The sequence below is a fragment of the Pseudoalteromonas sp. APAL1 genome, assembly GCF_021532475.1.
Taxonomy (GTDB): domain Bacteria; phylum Pseudomonadota; class Gammaproteobacteria; order Enterobacterales; family Alteromonadaceae; genus Pseudoalteromonas; species Pseudoalteromonas lipolytica_C.
The window spans coordinates 106,040-121,670 of sequence record NZ_JAKGAW010000009.1 but is presented as its reverse complement, the minus strand read 5'-3'; the positions used below and the strand labels follow the sequence as shown (position 1 = coordinate 121,670).

Sequence of the window (15,631 nt, the reverse complement as noted above, 5' to 3'; positions counted from 1 at the left end):
TTCAATTGAGACTCTAAATTTGTTTGCGTCATCTAGCGAACTAGAATCTGCTGTTAGAACTCAATCTGTACGAGTGCCCACACAGATGATTGCTTTATATTGTTAAAGAACGTTTTGAGATACTTTTACGTCTCAAGGGCTGTGCATTCTACGCAAGCCGTTATTTTTGTCAACACTTAATTTTGAGAAAAGTTTATTTTTTCAAAACTCAGTTTTACTTGACTCAATCGACTCGTTGTTTTGCTTGTTTGTAAGCAGTCCGCCGTGTCGATGGATGCGCATTATAGGGAGATCCGAATTGAGATCAACTGTTTTTTGAAGTTTTTATGAAAAAAATGACTGTTCGAGCAAAATACGAACGAAACGGGCAAAAAGCACACTAAATAGGGGCGTATTATAGCTATTTGGCCAATAAAGTTTATAGATACGCTTGTTTTTAACTTGTATAAGAGAAGATGTAACTACTAACGAGCACTATATTGATCTTTATATGTGATCTTAGTTGCTAGTTGCTAGTTGCTAGTTGCTAGTTGCTAGTTGCTAGTTGCTAGTTGCTTCAAGATTGTATAGTAAAGATATGGGGTTGGTAGAGGTATTTTAGTAATAATGAATTTCAGAAAGTAAAAAGCCGAGCATAAGCTCGGCTTTTTGGTGTCTTTACGACTTACTCTGCAGACTGCGCGTCTTCTTGAACTTCTTCGTTTGTCGCTGGGCGACCAACTAGTTCAATATAAGCCATTGGTGCATTATCACCAGCACGGAAGCCACACTTAAGAATACGAGTGTAACCACCAGGACGGTCTGTATTACGTGGACCGATTTCGCTGAATAATTTACCAACTACTTCATTATCACGCGTGCGAGCAAACGCTAAACGGCGGTTTGCTACACTGTCAGTCTTAGCCAGTGTGATTAAAGGTTCAATTACACGGCGCAACTCTTTAGCTTTAGGCAAAGTTGTTTTGATGATTTCATGTTTCACCAAAGAACCAGCCATGTTGCTGAACATCGCTTTGCGATGGCTGCTGTTACGGTTTAATTGACGACCACTCTTACGATGGCGCATGACCCTATCCTTCTAACTAAACTAATATAGTGATTTAGATTATTCAGCTAGGCTTGCAGGTGGCCAGTTTTCTAGGCGCATACCTAGAGATAGACCACGTGAAGCTAGCACGTCTTTAATTTCAGTTAGAGACTTCTTACCTAAGTTAGGCGTTTTAAGAAGCTCAACTTCAGTGCGCTGAACTAAATCACCGATATATTGAATTTGCTCGGCTTTCAAACAGTTTGCTGAACGTACTGTTAGTTCAAGATCATCAACTGGACGAAGTAGAATAGGATCGAATTCTGGCTTCTCTTCTTTCTCTTCTGGCTCAGTTACATCACGTAAATCTACGAATGCATCTAATTGCTCAGCTAAGATAGTAGACGCACGGCGGATCGCTTCTTCAGGATCTAAAGTGCCGTTTGTTTCCATATCAATGATTAACTTGTCTAAGTCTGTACGTTGCTCAACACGGGCTGATTCAACCGAGTACGCAATACGTTCAACTGGGCTGAATGATGCATCAAGCAGCAGACGACCAATTGGACGCTCATCGTCATCAGAGGATAAACGACTAGATGCCGGCACATAACCGCGACCGCGCTCAACACGAATACGCATGCTGATCTCGCTGCTATCTGTCGTAAGGTGACAGATAACGTGATCTGGGTTGGCGATAGTTACATCACCATCGTGCTGAATATCAGCCGCAGTCACAGGGCCTACACCAGATTTAGTCAGGGTCAGAAAAACTTCATCTTTGCCTTCTAAAGTTACTGCTAGACCTTTAAGGTTTAACAGAATTTCAATGATGTCTTCTTGTACGCCCTCTTTCGCGCTGTACTCATGCAATACACCGTCGATTTCAACTTCAGTTACTGCACATCCAGGCATAGATGATAACAGTATACGGCGTAAGGCATTACCCAAAGTGTGACCGAAGCCACGCTCTAATGGTTCTAAAACTACTTTAGAACGCGTTGGGTTGATAGCGTCGATATCGACTAACCTTGGTTTTAGGAATTCGGTAACAGAACCCTGCATTTTATCCTCTCTTAACTCTTAACTTTACTTAGAGTAAAGTTCGACGATTAGTTGTTCGTTAATGTCCGCAGACAGATCTGAACGCTCAGGTAGGCGCTTGAAGCTACCTTCCATTTTCTTACCGTCAACTTCAACCCAAGTCGGCTTTTCACGTTGCTCAGCCAACTCTAGAGCAGCGATGATACGTGCTTGTGTTTTAGACTTCTCACGAATCACAACAGTATCTTCTGGTGAGATTACGTATGAAGGAATGTTCACAACACGACCATTAACTAAGATCGCTTTGTGGCTAACTAACTGACGTGCTTCAGCACGTGTGCTAGCAAAACCCATGCGATATACAACATTGTCTAAACGTTGCTCTAAAAGCTGTAACAAGTTTTCACCTGTATTACCTTTAAGGCGAGCAGCTTCTTTGTAGTAGTTACGGAATTGCTTTTCTAATACACCGTAGATACGACGTACTTTTTGCTTTTCACGTAACTGTAAACCGTAATCAGATAAGCGACCTTTACGAGCGCCGTGCTGACCAGGTGCAGTCTCAAGTTTACACTTAGAGTCGATAGCTCTTACGCCGCTCTTAAGGAACAGGTCAGTACCTTCACGACGACTCAGCTTGAGCTTAGGGCCCAAATATCTTGCCATGTTATTTCTCCTAACCTATTGTTAAACGCGACGTTTCTTCGGTGGACGACAACCATTATGAGGGATTGGCGTCACGTCAGTGATGTTGGTGATACGGTAACCAGCAGCATTCAAAGCACGTACAGCAGATTCACGACCTGGACCTGGACCTTTAATGAAAACTTCTAGATTTTTTAAACCGTATTCTTGAGCAGCAGTACCTGCGCGCTCTGCAGCAACCTGAGCAGCGAATGGAGTAGATTTACGTGAACCACGGAAACCTGAACCACCTGCTGTAGCCCATGATAGTGCATTACCTTGACGGTCGGTAATTGTTACAATAGTGTTGTTGAAAGAAGCATGAACATGAGCCATACCATCAGCAACTTGCTTTTTAACCTTCTTACGACGAATTGGTGCTTTAGCCATAATCTACCCCACCTTATTTCTTGATAGGCTTGCGAGGACCCTTACGAGTACGCGCGTTAGTCTTAGTACGTTGACCACGAAGTGGTAACGAACGACGGTGACGTAGGCCACGGAAACAACCAAGGTCCATAAGGCGCTTGATATTTAATGTAACTTCACGACGAAGGTCACCTTCTACAGTGTACTTGCCAACTGCTTCACGCAATACGTCAAGTGTTTCGTCTGAAAGTTCACCGATTTTTGTGGTCTCGGCGATACCAGTCGCTGCTAAGATAGCCTTAGAGCGAGTCTTACCTATGCCATAAATAGCAGTTAAACCGATAACTGCATGTTTATGATCAGGGACGTTAATGCCAGCGATACGGGCCACTAACACATCTCCTATATTTGAATTTGGTTATCATCTGTTTGAAAAGCCCGTAAGGATACTCAAACGAAGACCAAATCACAACTAAAAACACAGGCCGAGTAAATAACTCAGCCTGCACGACTGTTTAATTAGCCTTGCCTTTGCTTGTGCTTAGGCTCACTGCAAATTACGCGTACTACACCAGCACGTTTAATAACTTTACAGTTACGGCATATTTTCTTAACGGAAGCACGTACTTTCATTGCTCAACTCCGTAAAATGACCTTATCGGCCGTAGCCTTTAAGGTTTGCTTTTTTCAGCACAGAATCATACTGATGTGACATCAGATGCGTCTGTACTTGTGCCATAAAGTCCATGATTACAACAACGATAATCAAAATTGATGTACCGCCGAAATAGAATGGCGTTTGCCATGCCATAGTCATGAATTCGGGCACCAGACAGATAAAGGTTATATACAAAGCACCTGCCAATGTCAGGCGTGTCATCACTTTATCAATGTATTTAGATGTCTGCTCACCTGGACGAATACCTGGGATAAATGCGCCAGATTTTTTCAGGTTATCTGCTGTTTCACGCGGGTTAAATACCAACGCGGTGTAGAAAAAGCAGAAGAAGATAATAGCCGCAGCTAAAACCATCGCATATAAAGGTTGACCTGGAGTCAACGTTGTTGCGATTGCTTGTAGCACATCAGCGACCGGACCTTCACCCTGGCCGAACCAGCTTGCAATTGTACCAGGGAACAGAATTATACTGCTAGCAAAGATTGGTGGAATAACACCCGCCATATTTACTTTCAACGGTAAGTGCGTGCTTTGAGCAGCAAATACCTGACGACCTTGTTGACGCTTCGCATAGTTTACAACGATACGACGTTGTCCACGTTCGAAGAATACAACTAGGTAAGTAACAGCGAATACGATTACAGCAATCAATAACAGTACAAGTACATTCAGATCACCTTGGCGCGCCATTTCGGCTGTCGAACCAATAGCAGACGGCAGGTTAGCTACGATACCAACAAAAATCAGAACCGAAATACCGTTACCGATACCACGTTCTGTAATTTGTTCGCCCAACCACATAAGGAACATAGTACCTGTTACTAAACTCACTACAGCAGTGAAGTAGAAACCGATACCTGGGTTAACAACTAACCCGTCCATCATGCCCGGTAAGCTTGTAGCAATACCGATAGATTGGATAGTAGCAAGCACAAGCGTGCCGTAGCGTGTATACTGGCTGATTTTCTTACGCCCTTGCTCACCTTCTTTCTTAAGCTCTATAAACGGCGGATACATATGCGTTAATAGTTGCGTAATAATCGAAGCCGAGATATACGGCATAATACCCAGTGCCAACACTGAGGCTCGCTCAAGCGCACCACCGCTGAACATGTTAAACATTTCAACAATGGTGCCCTTTTGTTGCTCGAAGAAATCGGCAAGTACAGCGGCGTCAATCCCAGGGATCGGCACGAATGAACCTAGACGGTAAATAATGATAGCACCTAGTACGAATAGTAATCGACGCTTCAATTCCGAAAGCCCACTTTGTGCACTTTTCATATCTTGACCTGGTTTAGCCATTAGTACTTCCTTAGTCTTCTACCTTGCCTCCGGCAGCTTCGATAGCTTCGCGAGCACCTTTAGTCACTTTAAGACCTTTAACGGTTACTGCGCGTGAAACTTCGCCAGATTTTACTACTTTAACGAACTGGATGTTCTTTTTAACTAGACCAGCTGCTTGTAACGCGTTTACGTCTACTACATCGCCATCAACTTTAGCGATTTCAAAAAGGTTAACTTCAGTAGATACTAATGATTTACGTGAAGTGAAACCAAATTTAGGTAGACGACGTTGCATAGGCATTTGACCGCCTTCGAAACCAACGCGAACTTTACCGCCAGAACGTGATTTTTGGCCTTTATGACCACGGCCACCAGTCTTACCAAGACCAGAACCAATACCACGACCTAGACGTTTCTTTTCTGTTTTTGCACCAGCAGCAGGTGAAAGTGTATTCAAACGCATCGAATTAACCCTCAACCTTTACCATGTAAGAAACTTGGTTAATCATACCACGCACACATGCTGTGTCTTCTAACTCAACAGTGTGATTGATACGACGTAGACCAAGACCACGTAATGTAGCTTTATGCTTCGGTAAACGACCGATAGAGCTCTTTACTTGTGTTACTTTTACAGTTTTATTAGCCATGGTTTACCCCGTGATTTCGTCAACGCTAAGACCACGTTTAGCAGCGATTGACTCTGGAGAGTTCATGTTCTCTAGAGCAGCAATCGTTGCACGAACGATGTTGATCGGGTTAGTTGAACCGTATGCTTTTGACAATACGTTCTGTACACCAGTTACTTCTAGTACTGCACGCATCGCACCACCGGCGATGATACCTGTACCTTCAGAAGCAGGCTGCATGTATACTTTAGAACCCGCGTGGCGACCCTTGATTGGGTGCTGTAGCGTGTTACCGTTAAGGTCTACACTGATCATGTTGCGACGTGCTTTTTCCATTGCTTTTTGAATTGCAGCTGGAACTTCACGTGCTTTACCATAACCAAAACCTACTTTACCTGCGCCGTCACCAACTACAGTTAGTGCAGTGAAGCTAAAGATACGACCACCTTTAACCACTTTAGACACACGGTTTACCGCGATTAGCTTTTCAGCCAAATCAGGCTGTTGTTGCTTTGCTTCTACGTTAGCCATTGTCTACTCCTAGAATTGCAGACCGGCTTCACGCGCTGCATCAGCAAGCGCCTTCACACGGCCGTGATATTTAAAGCCACTGCGATCAAAAGCAATCTTTTCGATGCCTTTGTCAGCTGCACGTTCAGCAACCGCTTTACCAACTGCTTGAGCAGCCGCAACGTTACCTGTGCCTTTAACTGTTTCGCTAATTGCTTTTTCAACAGTAGAAGCAGCAGCCAGTACAGTACCCTCAGCAGTAACTACTTGAGCGTAAATGTGACGTGGCGTGCGGTGGATAACAAGACGCGTTGTGCCTTGTTCAATATAATTTCTACGAGTGCGTTTAGCACGACGTAGACGAGCTGTTTTTTTATCCATCGTCTTACCTTACTTCTTCTTAGCCTCTTTACGGCGTACATTCTCGTCCGCGTAACGAACACCTTTACCTTTATAAGGCTCAGGTTTACGGTATGCACGGATGTTAGCAGCTGTTTGACCAACTAACTGCTTGTCTACGCCCTTAACTAGAACTTCTGTTTGGCTTGGTGTTTCAATCGTAATACCTTCTGGTACTTCGAAATTAACTGGGTGTGAGAAACCAAGAGTTAAGTCTAATACTTTGCCCTTAGCTGCTGCACGGTAACCAACACCTACTAACTGAAGTTTCTTCTCGTAACCTTCATGCGTACCAACAACCATGTTGTTGATTAGAGCGCGAGCAGTACCTGCTTGTGCCCATGCATTAGCTACGCCTTCACGAGGTAAAGTTGTAATAACGTTGTCGTTAACTTGAACTTCAACAGCGTCGTTGATAGTACGAGTTAATTCACCGTTTTTGCCTTTAACTGTGATGTCCTGGCCTTTTAATGTAACTTCTACACCGGCAGGAACATTGATTGGTGCCTTTGCTATGCGAGACATAGTTCCCCTCCGATTAAGCTACAAAGCCAATGATCTCACCACCAACGCCGGCACTACGTGCTGCGCGGTCTGTCATTAGGCCTTTAGAAGTTGATACGATAGCGATACCAAGACCACCCATTACCTTTGGTAATTCGTCACGTTTCTTATAGATACGTAGACCAGGGCGGCTAACACGCTGGATATTTTCAATAACAGCTTTGCCTTCGAAATATTTTAATTCGATAGAAAGCTCAGGCTTCGCTTCACCGCTTACAGCGTAATCTGCGATATAACCTTCATCTTTTAATACTTTAGCTACTGCTACTTTCAGTTTTGAAGTTGGCATCGTTACTGATACTTTCTTCGCTGACTGACCGTTACGGATACGTGTAAACAAATCCGCAATAGGATCTTGCAAGCTCATAGTCTTACTCCCGTGATACTATTACCAGCTAGCCTTTTTAAGGCCAGGAATTTCACCGCGCATAGCTGCTTCGCGAACTTTAATACGGCTCATGCCGAATTTGCGAAGGTAACCATGTGGGCGGCCCGTAACGTTACAACGATTACGTTGACGTGAAGGGCTAGAATCACGTGGTAAAGCTTGTAGCTTTAATACCGCGTCCCAACGATCATCGTCAGATGTATTAACATCACTGATGATAGCTTTTAGTGCCGCACGCTTTTCAGCATACTGAGCAACTAATTTAGTGCGCTTTGCTTCGCGCGCTTTCATAGAATTCTTTGCCATAACCCTACCCTTATTTCTTGAATGGGAAGTTAAACGCTTCTAACAACGCACGGCCTTCATCATCTGTTTTCGCAGAAGTAGTGATAGTGATATCAAGACCACGTACACGGTCTACTTTATCATAATCGATTTCTGGGAAGATGATTTGCTCACGTACGCCCATGCTGTAGTTACCACGTCCATCAAAAGACTTAGCACTTACACCACGGAAGTCACGAATACGTGGGATAGCGATTGAAACCAAACGCTCAAAAAAGTCCCACATACGCTCGCCACGTAGGGTTACTTTACAACCAATTGGGTAACCTTCACGCACTTTGAAGCCTGCAACTGATTTGCGTGCTTTAGTGATTAGAGGTTTCTGACCAGAGATTGCTTCTAGATCCGCAACAGCGTTATCTAGGATCTTCTTGTCAGCTAGAGCTTCGCCCACACCCATATTTAATGTGATCTTTTCGATCTGAGGGACTTGCATGACAGAGCTGAAACCAAACTTCTCTTGAAGCTCAGCAACTACTTTGTCTTTATATACTTCATGCAGTTTCGCCATCATTCTACTCCAACTATTAGATAGTTTTACCAGTAGATTTAAAGATACGTAATTTCTTACCATCTTCAATCTTGAAACCTACACGATCTGCTTTACCCGTTTCCGAGTTGTAGATCGCAACGTTTGATACGTCGATAGACGCTTCTTTCTCAACAATACCGCCAGCTTGGTTCAACTGAGGAACAGGCTTTTGGTGCTTCTTGATTAAGTTGATGCCTTCGACAAATACTCGACCAGATTCAGCAACAACTGAAAGCACTTTACCGCGCTTACCTTTGTCTTTGCCTGCTAGTACGATTACTTCGTCATCACGACGGATTTTTGCTGCCATGATAGACTCCTTATAGTACTTCTGGTGCTAGTGAAACGATTTTCATGAACTTTTCAGTACGAAGTTCACGAGTCACAGGGCCGAAGATACGAGTACCAATTGGCTGTAAGTTATCGTTTAAGATAACAGCCGCATTGCTATCGAAACGGATCAAAGAACCGTCCGGACGACGAACGCCTTTTTTAGTACGCACAACTACCGCGTTTTTAACATCACCTTTCTTCACTTTACCGCGAGGAATTGCTTCTTTTACAGAAACTTTGATGATATCGCCAACCGCTGCATAGCGACGGTGCGAACCGCCAAGGACTTTAATACACTGCACTTTGCGAGCGCCGCTGTTATCAGCAACGTCCAGCTGAGTTTGCATTTGGATCATGTTAATGACCTCCGGTGTAGAAATTACAACACGCCTTAATTTTGTTTAAAATCAAGACATTTCGGTTAAATTCCACTCAAAAAACAAGCAAGTTGTCTCTTAAGGGCGGGCAATTGTAGCAGCAATGGCAAGGAAGTGGTAGGTTATTTTTTAATTAATTTGGAATTAATCGCAATGCCTGCATTGAGGAATTACAGCAGCTTGCTGGTTTGTTATTGATTATAAAACAAACAGGGCGCAAATGCGCCCTGTTTTTGACTTTAATTAAATTTTTATTAATTACCAAATAGACCTTTTAATTTGTCTTTAATTTTATCTTTGGCTTTTTCTTTCACTTCTTCTTTAGCCGCATCACTTACATCGAGCTTATAGCCAACATCATGGAATGGACCTTTGATACGCAGTTGAATTTTAAACCCTGTACTGTCATCGGTCGTGCCTTTCCCTTCGATTGAATCAACAATACCTGTTACTAAACGGTAATCAACTGTCGTCATTGGTAAATCAACCTTACCTGAGCCAGTAATACGAATAAGCGGGCTAAGTAGTGACAAGTCTTTATTTTCACCAACACCGTTAGTGAATACAAAGCTACCCTGCAATGCCGAGAAATCTGTTTGCTGTGAGTTATCAAAGCCAGTATCTAAACCTTCTGATACCGCACTTAAGTTACCTTTAATGAGCTCTTTGGCTTTACGAACCATTTCTGCAATGTTGGCACCTTTCACTGCGCCATCAGCAAACTCAAAGGCTAACTTACCATTCAAGGCATTGATGAAGCTCTTTTGACTTTGGCCTGTGGTCGTTAGATCCCAGTTTAGAGAGCCTTTACCCATCAACTTATCGAAACCGGCCGCATCAGTCAGTAATGGCTGTGCATCGATTTTATCTAAAGCGAAGTTGGTGCTAATTTTATACGGTGTTTGCTTGGCATTGACCGTGATTACACCTTTACCATTACCCTCGTAAGCAACAAACTTATCTAGGCTGATTTTAGCTAGTGCATTTTTCAGGTTTACCGTTAACTGGTTTTCACCAAGAGTAATATCATTTGCTTTTAAACCACTTGAGCGCACGACTACATTTGCATCCAATGCATTTAAGCCGCTCATATCAATTGCAGTATCATCCCAAACAATTGGCTGTGCAGGCGCATCTGCTGCAGGCTCTGCTTGTTCTTCTTTAGCTACGCCCTCAGGTAAGTAAGGGTTTAAATCAAGCATGCCTAAATCAATATCGGCATTCACAGCTAAACGGTCACCAAGCTTAATATCGCTTTTACCTTTAATTTGTAGCTCATCTAACGTGGCAAGTAGCTCAGTGAGTTTAAACTGCTGCCCTTTTAGGTGCATTGAACCTTTTATATTAAAGGCATTAAACGCATTTTCTTTTGCATTAAGCTCAACACCTTGCCAGCTTGCAATGTTTTTAACTGAATCACCGCTAACAGAAAGAAGCCCTTGCACGTCATTGCCCATTTCTGCAATTGCACCTTTAAAGTTCAAATCGACTAGGCGAGAATCAAGCTCTGTGCTGACATTAAAGGTTTCGCCTTCAATCGCTTTTACTGGTGTATCTAGCGTGACATCTAAGTTAAAGCGCTCACCCATATAGGTAATACCGCCTTTTAATTCTAAGGTCTTACGAAGAGAAGGTAATAAGATGGCTAATTCTAAATCACTTATCTGTTGTTTGGCCCCGGTTTTACCATCTAGGTAAGTGAAAGTGCCGCCATAGATTGCTACTTCACCAAGTTCGATATCAAAGTTATCTGGTAAGTTAACAGCGCCAGAACTTTTTTGCTGCTCTGTTTGTGGTTGCTCAGCAACGGCATCAAATAACTGCCAGTTTGCTTTACCATTTTTATCGGTTTCTAATAAAATCGTTGGTTCGTTAATAACAAACTTATCTAGCTTAAACTCACCGCCAAATAGCGACATCCACGGGATACGGATAGCAAGTTGCTGCATGCTTGCCATATCTTTTTGCGAGCCAGTTTGCATATTGGCAAAGTGTACATCATTCAGTTCGAGCTTTAATGATGGAAATACCGACAGCTTTTTATCGCCATTAATTGTCAGACTACGACCTGTGGTTTGTTCTACTTGCTCCGATACTTTATTAAATATCGCGTCTGTAGGTATGAGGAATGGTGCTGCGACTACCAATACAATTAGTAATACGAAAATGACACCAACGATTTTCAATAAGGTTTTCATAATCATCCTTAAAAATGGGCAAACAATGTTCATATCATAGCGGGAGTTAGGCGCAAATGCATTGCCCAACACATAAAAAGCTTTGTAAACAAGCTTAGGTACAAGAATATGAATAAGCGCTGAAATTTTTTGATACCTACAGGTTACAAAAAAACTTGACCACATGATACCCTAGGGTTACATTGATACCTGTAGGTTACATTTGAGTTGAAAATAAAAGGAAACGATTATGTCTAAGCAAGATATCAAAACGGAAGAAAAGTTTATGAGTCATAACGCATGGTTTTCAATATTCATGGGAGTCACGTTATTAATTATTAGTGTTTACCCAATGCTCAAGCAAACATCAGTTCCTTTACTGTTTATTGGTGGTGCCGCATTTATTGGTTCATTCTTTATGTTTGTGATTCGAGGTGGATTTACATGGAAACTTGGCTATCGCCTTACGTATAAGGATGAATTTTTAAATACGATTGATACCATCGCTTATAAACATGTTGTGCTTGGATTACTTTTTAGCATGGGGGCGATTTTTTTATTGTCTGATGAACTTGCTTTAAATGTATCTCATAGCATGATGGCCACATTTTACCTTGCCTTGATGTGTTTAATATATGGTGTATCAATTATTTGGCAAAGTAGAGACTAGGTGTAAAAGTGCAAAATAATATCGCTAAATTCCGTAAAGATAAGGGGTTATCGCAGCAAGAACTTGCTGATGCCATTGCAGTATCACGTAAAACTATTAGCACAGTTGAAACAGGCCGCTTTATACCCTCAGTGATTATTGCGTTAAAAATTGCTGCTCACTTTGAAGTGGCCGTTGAGCAATTATTTACACTCGATGACAACGATTAATCTAAAAATCAGTGGCAATCTTACTTATAAATTATCAGTAAGATTGCATCATTTCATTACTTCGGTATGATGCACGACCCTGTTGTTTTTGCACCCTGTGTACTAAAATTAAACAACCCAATTTGGTCAAAACTGGAGTATCGATTAAGCATGAAGAAACTGCTTATTTCACCGTCAAAAATGGCGCTTGGCGAGCAAGAAAGTCAAATTTATCAAAACATCCTCAAGCAAGCCTCTGATATCAGCTTAAACCTAATGGCAGTTAAAGTAGAAAATCATCCTGAAGACTTTTTAGGTTGGTGCTATGAGCTATTAAGTGCAAGCCGCGATCGCATTAATTACGATCTATTAGAAGATAAGCAACTTCCTACGCTAAAAAAACTTCATGACTTATTAATTTCTGCAATCAGCTTTTTGCAGTTAAAAACCTTAAGGGTTGCGCCATGGCCGGTTATCGCAGGCTTCATCGAACAGCATCAAGCGCTAATAGCACTTGATGAGCAACTACGCTTAGCTAATTACATTGCTGCAATTAAATCGCAATCACTGAAAGAGATGATCCCAGAAGACCGTTTAGCTTTTTCTGGTAAACACAGTGCCTCGCTTGATCCAAGCAGCTATAACTTCGACGTTGAATGGTTTGCTTCTACCAAGAACGCAAAAGGTTTCCACCAAATGTTGAGTGATTTACCTGGCGCATTTGATGAAGCGCTTGCACACATTCCACTGGAGGGTGAAGTAACGCAAGAACATTATCAGCATTTTATGGTTGCTTACTTCATGGCATTTAATGGCAGCGATGAAAAACCAACGCTTGCTCCTGCTACTCGCTTACTTGCGATGCGCCGACCTGACGTGTTTACACCAATCGTAAATAGTAAGCTCGATGCTCTTTGTGCGGCATTAGGCATTACTAAGCTTAATAACCGCGATTTTGAGCGCTACTGGCAAGATGTTGTCGAAGCCATTCATAGTATGCCTTGGTTCAAAATGGCCAACGCAGCAAATGAGCTTGAACACTCTCTGGTTGAAATCAAAGCCCTATTACCGAGCTTCTTTTATTATGCAGATAAAAGTACCGCTGATAACTCAAACTATATTAAGTTGTTAAACAAACCTAAGAGTACCACGAGCTCAGCAGGTAAAAAGACCGTACGCCGTGGCAAAGAATCAGCTGAGATACTGGTAGACCGCGCACTAGCAAGCGATGATATCCCTGAACATATCAAAGCTAAGCGCGATTCAATCATCAGTGAAGTTGAAAAAGGCCGCAGCGTCGAAGAAACAATTAGTCTAATGCGTGCAATTTTTGGCTAAGTCACTCTCAAACAAGAAAAACCTGGTTGCTTCGCAATTGTGCAACCAGGTTATTTTTTGCACCACGCAAGTGCGCATGAATAATTCAAAGAAAACTAATTTTTAAAAAATAGTAAGCTTAATAGGCTGTTTTTAAAGTAGTTAAGCATAAAATATCCCTTCCAAAAGTAACTTGGCACAACCAGTGCTACATCGTATCCAGACAACACATAATTATGTCCGCAAACAATAATCAGGCTGCAACCTGAACTAGGGCAAAATCAACATAACAACAGGATACAGAAACATGCTAAAACTAAAAAAAACGTTCGCAGCAAGCGCAATTGCGCTATTAACGTTAAGCTCTACATATACTTATGCTGAAGTAACAGCTAATGCAGCAGCGACTTCTAACTACTTGTGGCGTGGCCAAGAACAAACAGGCGGCGATGCAGCTATCCAAGGCGGCATCGATTACGCTAATGAATCAGGCTTTTATGCAGGTACTTGGGTATCGAATGCAAGCTGGGCTGAAGACATGACTTACGAGTTAGATCTTTATGCTGGTTTTGGCGGTGACATTAATGAAACCGTTAGCTATGACGTTGGTTATATATATTATGCGTATCCAGATGCAGCATCATCTGCTGATGCTGATTTTTCAGAAATCTACGGTAGCATCAGCATGGGCAGCTTCACCTTTGGTGCAGCAATATTAGCAACATCAGCAGCAAGCGGTGACGGTACAGATTTTGGTGATTCACTTTATTTAAATGCTGACTACAGCTTCCCAGTAGGAAGTACTGGCGCAGAAATGGCTCTTCATGTTGGCCATTACTCTGGTGATTTCATCGGTGATGATGACATCATCGACTACGGTGTTTCAGTATCTAAAGATGGCTTTACATTTGGTCTTGCCGACAACGATATAGATGGTTCAGATGTAAAAGTGTACGTCGCTTACGCGGTTGACTTCACTTTATAAAGAATGTGTTACTTGCTGCAACACGAAGGGCCGTAAGGCCCTTTTCTCGTTTTGGACTTTACGTTTTAAGGCACACTATGACCGGTTGAGCCTTGCCAAATGCGATACCATTGTTCACGATTCATAGTAAGCTGCTTAGCTTCAACAGCTGATTTAACACGCTCAATATTACCCGTACCGAGTACCACAGACGGTGCACTCGGGTGCATTAACAGCCAAGCATAAACAACCTGATCAATGGCAGTAGCACCAATTTCAGCACCAACCTGCTCTAACACTGCACGTAAACGTACCGCTTTTTCATCATCACTTGAGAATAAACGACCCCCTGCTAATGGTGACCAAAGCATAGGTTTGATATCAAGCAATTGGCATTGGTCTAAGCTACCATCGTCAAGCGCTTTCATTTCGTAAGGTGAAAACTCAATTTGATTAGTCACAAGCTCAAAGTCTAAACGCGACTGCAACAAGCTAAGTTGCGATGGCGTAAAGTTAGACACACCAAAATCAATCACATCACCATTTGCTTTTAGGGTATTAAATGCTTCTGCCATTTCATCGGCATTCATCAAGTAATCAGGACGATGAATAAGTAATACATCTAAACGATCAGTATTGAAGTTTTTAAGTGACTGCTGTGCTGAGGCAATAATATGCGCGGCACTTGAGTCATAATGATTTGCTTTGCCTTGCAACCCTAGGCTTGCAAAGGCAGGCTTGATACCACACTTGGTGATTATTTTGATTTCATCACGAATGCTTGGTTTTAGTTTAAGTGCTTTGCCAAATTCAGCTTCACAACCGTATTCACCGTAAATGTCAGCATGATCGGTATGTGAAACCCCCATATCGATTGCATTTTCTAAAAAGCTTAAGCATTGCTGTGGCGTTATCTGCCAATCTAACAAACGCCAAAACCCCAATACCAACTCATCAATACAACGTACATTACAATTCGCCATAACGACCTACTTTTCCTAATAAACTCGACTCAAATTAACCGCTTAACCTTATCACAGATTTACTAATCACATCTGTTAACATACAGTTACAAAACAAATTGCTAATTTGTTACTAAACAGGATATTTTAGTACCTAAAAACAAATGTTATAAAACAAGGAATAAA

General features: G+C 42.2%; 23 protein-coding genes. 4 read left to right on the top strand and 19 right to left on the bottom strand.

Features of this window, described 5'->3' with window-relative positions; translation table 11 throughout:
• Window positions 1-664 precede the first annotated feature (664 nt).
• From rplQ to L1264_RS06630, 18 genes are all read right to left on the bottom strand, one after another.
• Entirely contained in the window at window positions 665-1,066 is a 402-nt protein-coding gene (rplQ, locus tag L1264_RS06715) for a 50S ribosomal protein L17 (RefSeq protein WP_004589197.1), read from the bottom strand.
• A gap of 39 nt (window positions 1,067-1,105) precedes the next feature.
• Window positions 1,106-2,092 carry a DNA-directed RNA polymerase subunit alpha gene (locus L1264_RS06710; protein ID WP_004589198.1) on the bottom strand — a complete coding sequence of 329 codons (987 nt, stop codon included), beginning with the start codon at window positions 2,090-2,092 and terminating at the stop codon, window positions 1,106-1,108.
• 24 nt (window positions 2,093-2,116) lie between these two features.
• Complete coding sequence (gene rpsD / locus L1264_RS06705; protein ID WP_135922848.1) at window positions 2,117-2,737, bottom strand: 30S ribosomal protein S4; 621 nt, start codon at window positions 2,735-2,737, stop codon at window positions 2,117-2,119.
• Between the two features lie 21 nt (window positions 2,738-2,758).
• A complete protein-coding gene (gene rpsK, locus L1264_RS06700; protein WP_036974009.1) occupies window positions 2,759-3,145 on the bottom strand; it encodes a 30S ribosomal protein S11 in 387 nt (128 codons plus the stop codon).
• A 13-nt stretch (window positions 3,146-3,158) separates the two neighbouring features.
• A complete protein-coding gene (gene rpsM / locus L1264_RS06695) occupies window positions 3,159-3,515 on the bottom strand; it encodes a 30S ribosomal protein S13 (RefSeq protein WP_036974011.1) in 357 nt (118 codons plus the stop codon).
• A 128-nt stretch (window positions 3,516-3,643) separates the two neighbouring features.
• Window positions 3,644-3,757 carry a 50S ribosomal protein L36 gene (gene rpmJ / locus L1264_RS06690; RefSeq protein ID WP_002959476.1) on the bottom strand — a complete coding sequence of 38 codons (114 nt, stop codon included), beginning with the start codon at window positions 3,755-3,757 and terminating at the stop codon, window positions 3,644-3,646.
• Window positions 3,758-3,779: 22 nt separating this feature from the next.
• The gene (gene secY / locus L1264_RS06685; RefSeq protein WP_036974013.1) at window positions 3,780-5,108 is read right to left on the bottom strand and encodes a preprotein translocase subunit SecY; all 1,329 of its coding nucleotides are present in this window, start codon (window positions 5,106-5,108) and stop codon (window positions 3,780-3,782) included.
• Window positions 5,109-5,118: 10 nt separating this feature from the next.
• On the bottom strand, window positions 5,119-5,553 hold the full coding sequence (rplO, locus tag L1264_RS06680; protein ID WP_135922849.1) for a 50S ribosomal protein L15: 435 nt from the start codon (window positions 5,551-5,553) through the stop codon (window positions 5,119-5,121).
• Between the two features lie 4 nt (window positions 5,554-5,557).
• Window positions 5,558-5,740, bottom strand: a complete 183-nt coding sequence (gene rpmD, locus L1264_RS06675; RefSeq protein WP_016710201.1) for a 50S ribosomal protein L30 — start codon at window positions 5,738-5,740, stop codon at window positions 5,558-5,560.
• Window positions 5,741-5,743: 3 nt separating this feature from the next.
• Complete coding sequence (rpsE, locus tag L1264_RS06670) at window positions 5,744-6,250, bottom strand: 30S ribosomal protein S5 (RefSeq protein WP_036974018.1); 507 nt, start codon at window positions 6,248-6,250, stop codon at window positions 5,744-5,746.
• 9 nt (window positions 6,251-6,259) lie between these two features.
• Window positions 6,260-6,610, bottom strand: coding sequence for a 50S ribosomal protein L18 (rplR, locus tag L1264_RS06665; RefSeq protein WP_036974021.1), 351 nt, complete (start codon window positions 6,608-6,610; stop codon window positions 6,260-6,262).
• Between the two features lie 9 nt (window positions 6,611-6,619).
• Window positions 6,620-7,153, bottom strand: a complete 534-nt coding sequence (gene rplF, locus L1264_RS06660; RefSeq protein ID WP_054554387.1) for a 50S ribosomal protein L6 — start codon at window positions 7,151-7,153, stop codon at window positions 6,620-6,622.
• Between the two features lie 13 nt (window positions 7,154-7,166).
• On the bottom strand, window positions 7,167-7,559 hold the full coding sequence (gene rpsH / locus L1264_RS06655; RefSeq protein ID WP_063702326.1) for a 30S ribosomal protein S8: 393 nt from the start codon (window positions 7,557-7,559) through the stop codon (window positions 7,167-7,169).
• A 21-nt stretch (window positions 7,560-7,580) separates the two neighbouring features.
• A complete protein-coding gene (gene rpsN / locus L1264_RS06650; RefSeq protein WP_135922850.1) occupies window positions 7,581-7,886 on the bottom strand; it encodes a 30S ribosomal protein S14 in 306 nt (101 codons plus the stop codon).
• A 10-nt stretch (window positions 7,887-7,896) separates the two neighbouring features.
• Window positions 7,897-8,436 carry a 50S ribosomal protein L5 gene (rplE, locus tag L1264_RS06645; protein WP_058586187.1) on the bottom strand — a complete coding sequence of 180 codons (540 nt, stop codon included), beginning with the start codon at window positions 8,434-8,436 and terminating at the stop codon, window positions 7,897-7,899.
• A 16-nt stretch (window positions 8,437-8,452) separates the two neighbouring features.
• On the bottom strand, window positions 8,453-8,767 hold the full coding sequence (rplX, locus tag L1264_RS06640; RefSeq protein WP_054554391.1) for a 50S ribosomal protein L24: 315 nt from the start codon (window positions 8,765-8,767) through the stop codon (window positions 8,453-8,455).
• A 10-nt stretch (window positions 8,768-8,777) separates the two neighbouring features.
• Window positions 8,778-9,146, bottom strand: coding sequence for a 50S ribosomal protein L14 (gene rplN / locus L1264_RS06635; RefSeq protein ID WP_010378257.1), 369 nt, complete (start codon window positions 9,144-9,146; stop codon window positions 8,778-8,780).
• Window positions 9,147-9,421: 275 nt separating this feature from the next.
• Window positions 9,422-11,365, bottom strand: coding sequence for an AsmA family protein (locus L1264_RS06630; RefSeq protein ID WP_235403831.1), 1,944 nt, complete (start codon window positions 11,363-11,365; stop codon window positions 9,422-9,424).
• A gap of 229 nt (window positions 11,366-11,594) precedes the next feature.
• On the opposite strand from L1264_RS06630, the gene L1264_RS06625 reads away from it, so the two are divergent.
• The 4 genes from L1264_RS06625 to L1264_RS06610 all read left to right on the top strand — a co-directional run bounded on the left by L1264_RS06625 (window position 11,595) and on the right by L1264_RS06610 (window position 14,504).
• The gene (locus tag L1264_RS06625) at window positions 11,595-12,014 is read left to right on the top strand and encodes a hypothetical protein (RefSeq protein ID WP_138558499.1); all 420 of its coding nucleotides are present in this window, start codon (window positions 11,595-11,597) and stop codon (window positions 12,012-12,014) included.
• 8 nt (window positions 12,015-12,022) lie between these two features.
• Window positions 12,023-12,223, top strand: coding sequence for a helix-turn-helix transcriptional regulator (locus tag L1264_RS06620; protein ID WP_135922853.1), 201 nt, complete (start codon window positions 12,023-12,025; stop codon window positions 12,221-12,223).
• Between the two features lie 150 nt (window positions 12,224-12,373).
• Window positions 12,374-13,540 carry a hypothetical protein gene (locus L1264_RS06615; RefSeq protein ID WP_235403829.1) on the top strand — a complete coding sequence of 389 codons (1,167 nt, stop codon included), beginning with the start codon at window positions 12,374-12,376 and terminating at the stop codon, window positions 13,538-13,540.
• 286 nt (window positions 13,541-13,826) lie between these two features.
• The gene (locus L1264_RS06610; RefSeq protein WP_135922855.1) at window positions 13,827-14,504 is read left to right on the top strand and encodes a TorF family putative porin; all 678 of its coding nucleotides are present in this window, start codon (window positions 13,827-13,829) and stop codon (window positions 14,502-14,504) included.
• A 65-nt stretch (window positions 14,505-14,569) separates the two neighbouring features.
• Here the strand turns inward: L1264_RS06610 and L1264_RS06605 are convergent, their stop codons facing one another.
• Complete coding sequence (locus L1264_RS06605) at window positions 14,570-15,466, bottom strand: aldo/keto reductase (RefSeq protein ID WP_138558497.1); 897 nt, start codon at window positions 15,464-15,466, stop codon at window positions 14,570-14,572.
• Between the last annotated feature and the right edge of the window lie 165 nt (window positions 15,467-15,631).

What these genes read in the sequence shown, in the direction of transcription:
- rplQ (WP_004589197.1), bottom strand. Translation starts at nt 1,066, where the DNA reads ATGCGCCATCGTAAGAGTGGTCGTCAATTAAACCGTAACAGCAGCCAT.
- L1264_RS06710 (WP_004589198.1), bottom strand. Translation starts at nt 2,092, where the DNA reads ATGCAGGGTTCTGTTACCGAATTCCTAAAACCAAGGTTAGTCGATATC.
- rpsD (WP_135922848.1), bottom strand. Translation starts at nt 2,737, where the DNA reads ATGGCAAGATATTTGGGCCCTAAGCTCAAGCTGAGTCGTCGTGAAGGT.
- rpsK (WP_036974009.1), bottom strand. Translation starts at nt 3,145, where the DNA reads ATGGCTAAAGCACCAATTCGTCGTAAGAAGGTTAAAAAGCAAGTTGCT.
- rpmJ (WP_002959476.1), bottom strand. Translation starts at nt 3,757, where the DNA reads ATGAAAGTACGTGCTTCCGTTAAGAAAATATGCCGTAACTGTAAAGTT.
- secY (WP_036974013.1), bottom strand. Translation starts at nt 5,108, where the DNA reads ATGGCTAAACCAGGTCAAGATATGAAAAGTGCACAAAGTGGGCTTTCG.
- rplO (WP_135922849.1), bottom strand. Translation starts at nt 5,553, where the DNA reads ATGCGTTTGAATACACTTTCACCTGCTGCTGGTGCAAAAACAGAAAAG.
- rpmD (WP_016710201.1), bottom strand. Translation starts at nt 5,740, where the DNA reads ATGGCTAATAAAACTGTAAAAGTAACACAAGTAAAGAGCTCTATCGGT.
- rpsE (WP_036974018.1), bottom strand. Translation starts at nt 6,250, where the DNA reads ATGGCTAACGTAGAAGCAAAGCAACAACAGCCTGATTTGGCTGAAAAG.
- rplR (WP_036974021.1), bottom strand. Translation starts at nt 6,610, where the DNA reads ATGGATAAAAAAACAGCTCGTCTACGTCGTGCTAAACGCACTCGTAGA.
- rplF (WP_054554387.1), bottom strand. Translation starts at nt 7,153, where the DNA reads ATGTCTCGCATAGCAAAGGCACCAATCAATGTTCCTGCCGGTGTAGAA.
- rpsH (WP_063702326.1), bottom strand. Translation starts at nt 7,559, where the DNA reads ATGAGCTTGCAAGATCCTATTGCGGATTTGTTTACACGTATCCGTAAC.
- rpsN (WP_135922850.1), bottom strand. Translation starts at nt 7,886, where the DNA reads ATGGCAAAGAATTCTATGAAAGCGCGCGAAGCAAAGCGCACTAAATTA.
- rplE (WP_058586187.1), bottom strand. Translation starts at nt 8,436, where the DNA reads ATGGCGAAACTGCATGAAGTATATAAAGACAAAGTAGTTGCTGAGCTT.
- rplX (WP_054554391.1), bottom strand. Translation starts at nt 8,767, where the DNA reads ATGGCAGCAAAAATCCGTCGTGATGACGAAGTAATCGTACTAGCAGGC.
- rplN (WP_010378257.1), bottom strand. Translation starts at nt 9,146, where the DNA reads ATGATCCAAATGCAAACTCAGCTGGACGTTGCTGATAACAGCGGCGCT.
- L1264_RS06630 (WP_235403831.1), bottom strand. Translation starts at nt 11,365, where the DNA reads ATGAAAACCTTATTGAAAATCGTTGGTGTCATTTTCGTATTACTAATT.
- L1264_RS06625 (WP_138558499.1), top strand. Translation starts at nt 11,595, where the DNA reads ATGTCTAAGCAAGATATCAAAACGGAAGAAAAGTTTATGAGTCATAAC.
- L1264_RS06615 (WP_235403829.1), top strand. Translation starts at nt 12,374, where the DNA reads ATGAAGAAACTGCTTATTTCACCGTCAAAAATGGCGCTTGGCGAGCAA.
- L1264_RS06610 (WP_135922855.1), top strand. Translation starts at nt 13,827, where the DNA reads ATGCTAAAACTAAAAAAAACGTTCGCAGCAAGCGCAATTGCGCTATTA.
- L1264_RS06605 (WP_138558497.1), bottom strand. Translation starts at nt 15,466, where the DNA reads ATGGCGAATTGTAATGTACGTTGTATTGATGAGTTGGTATTGGGGTTT.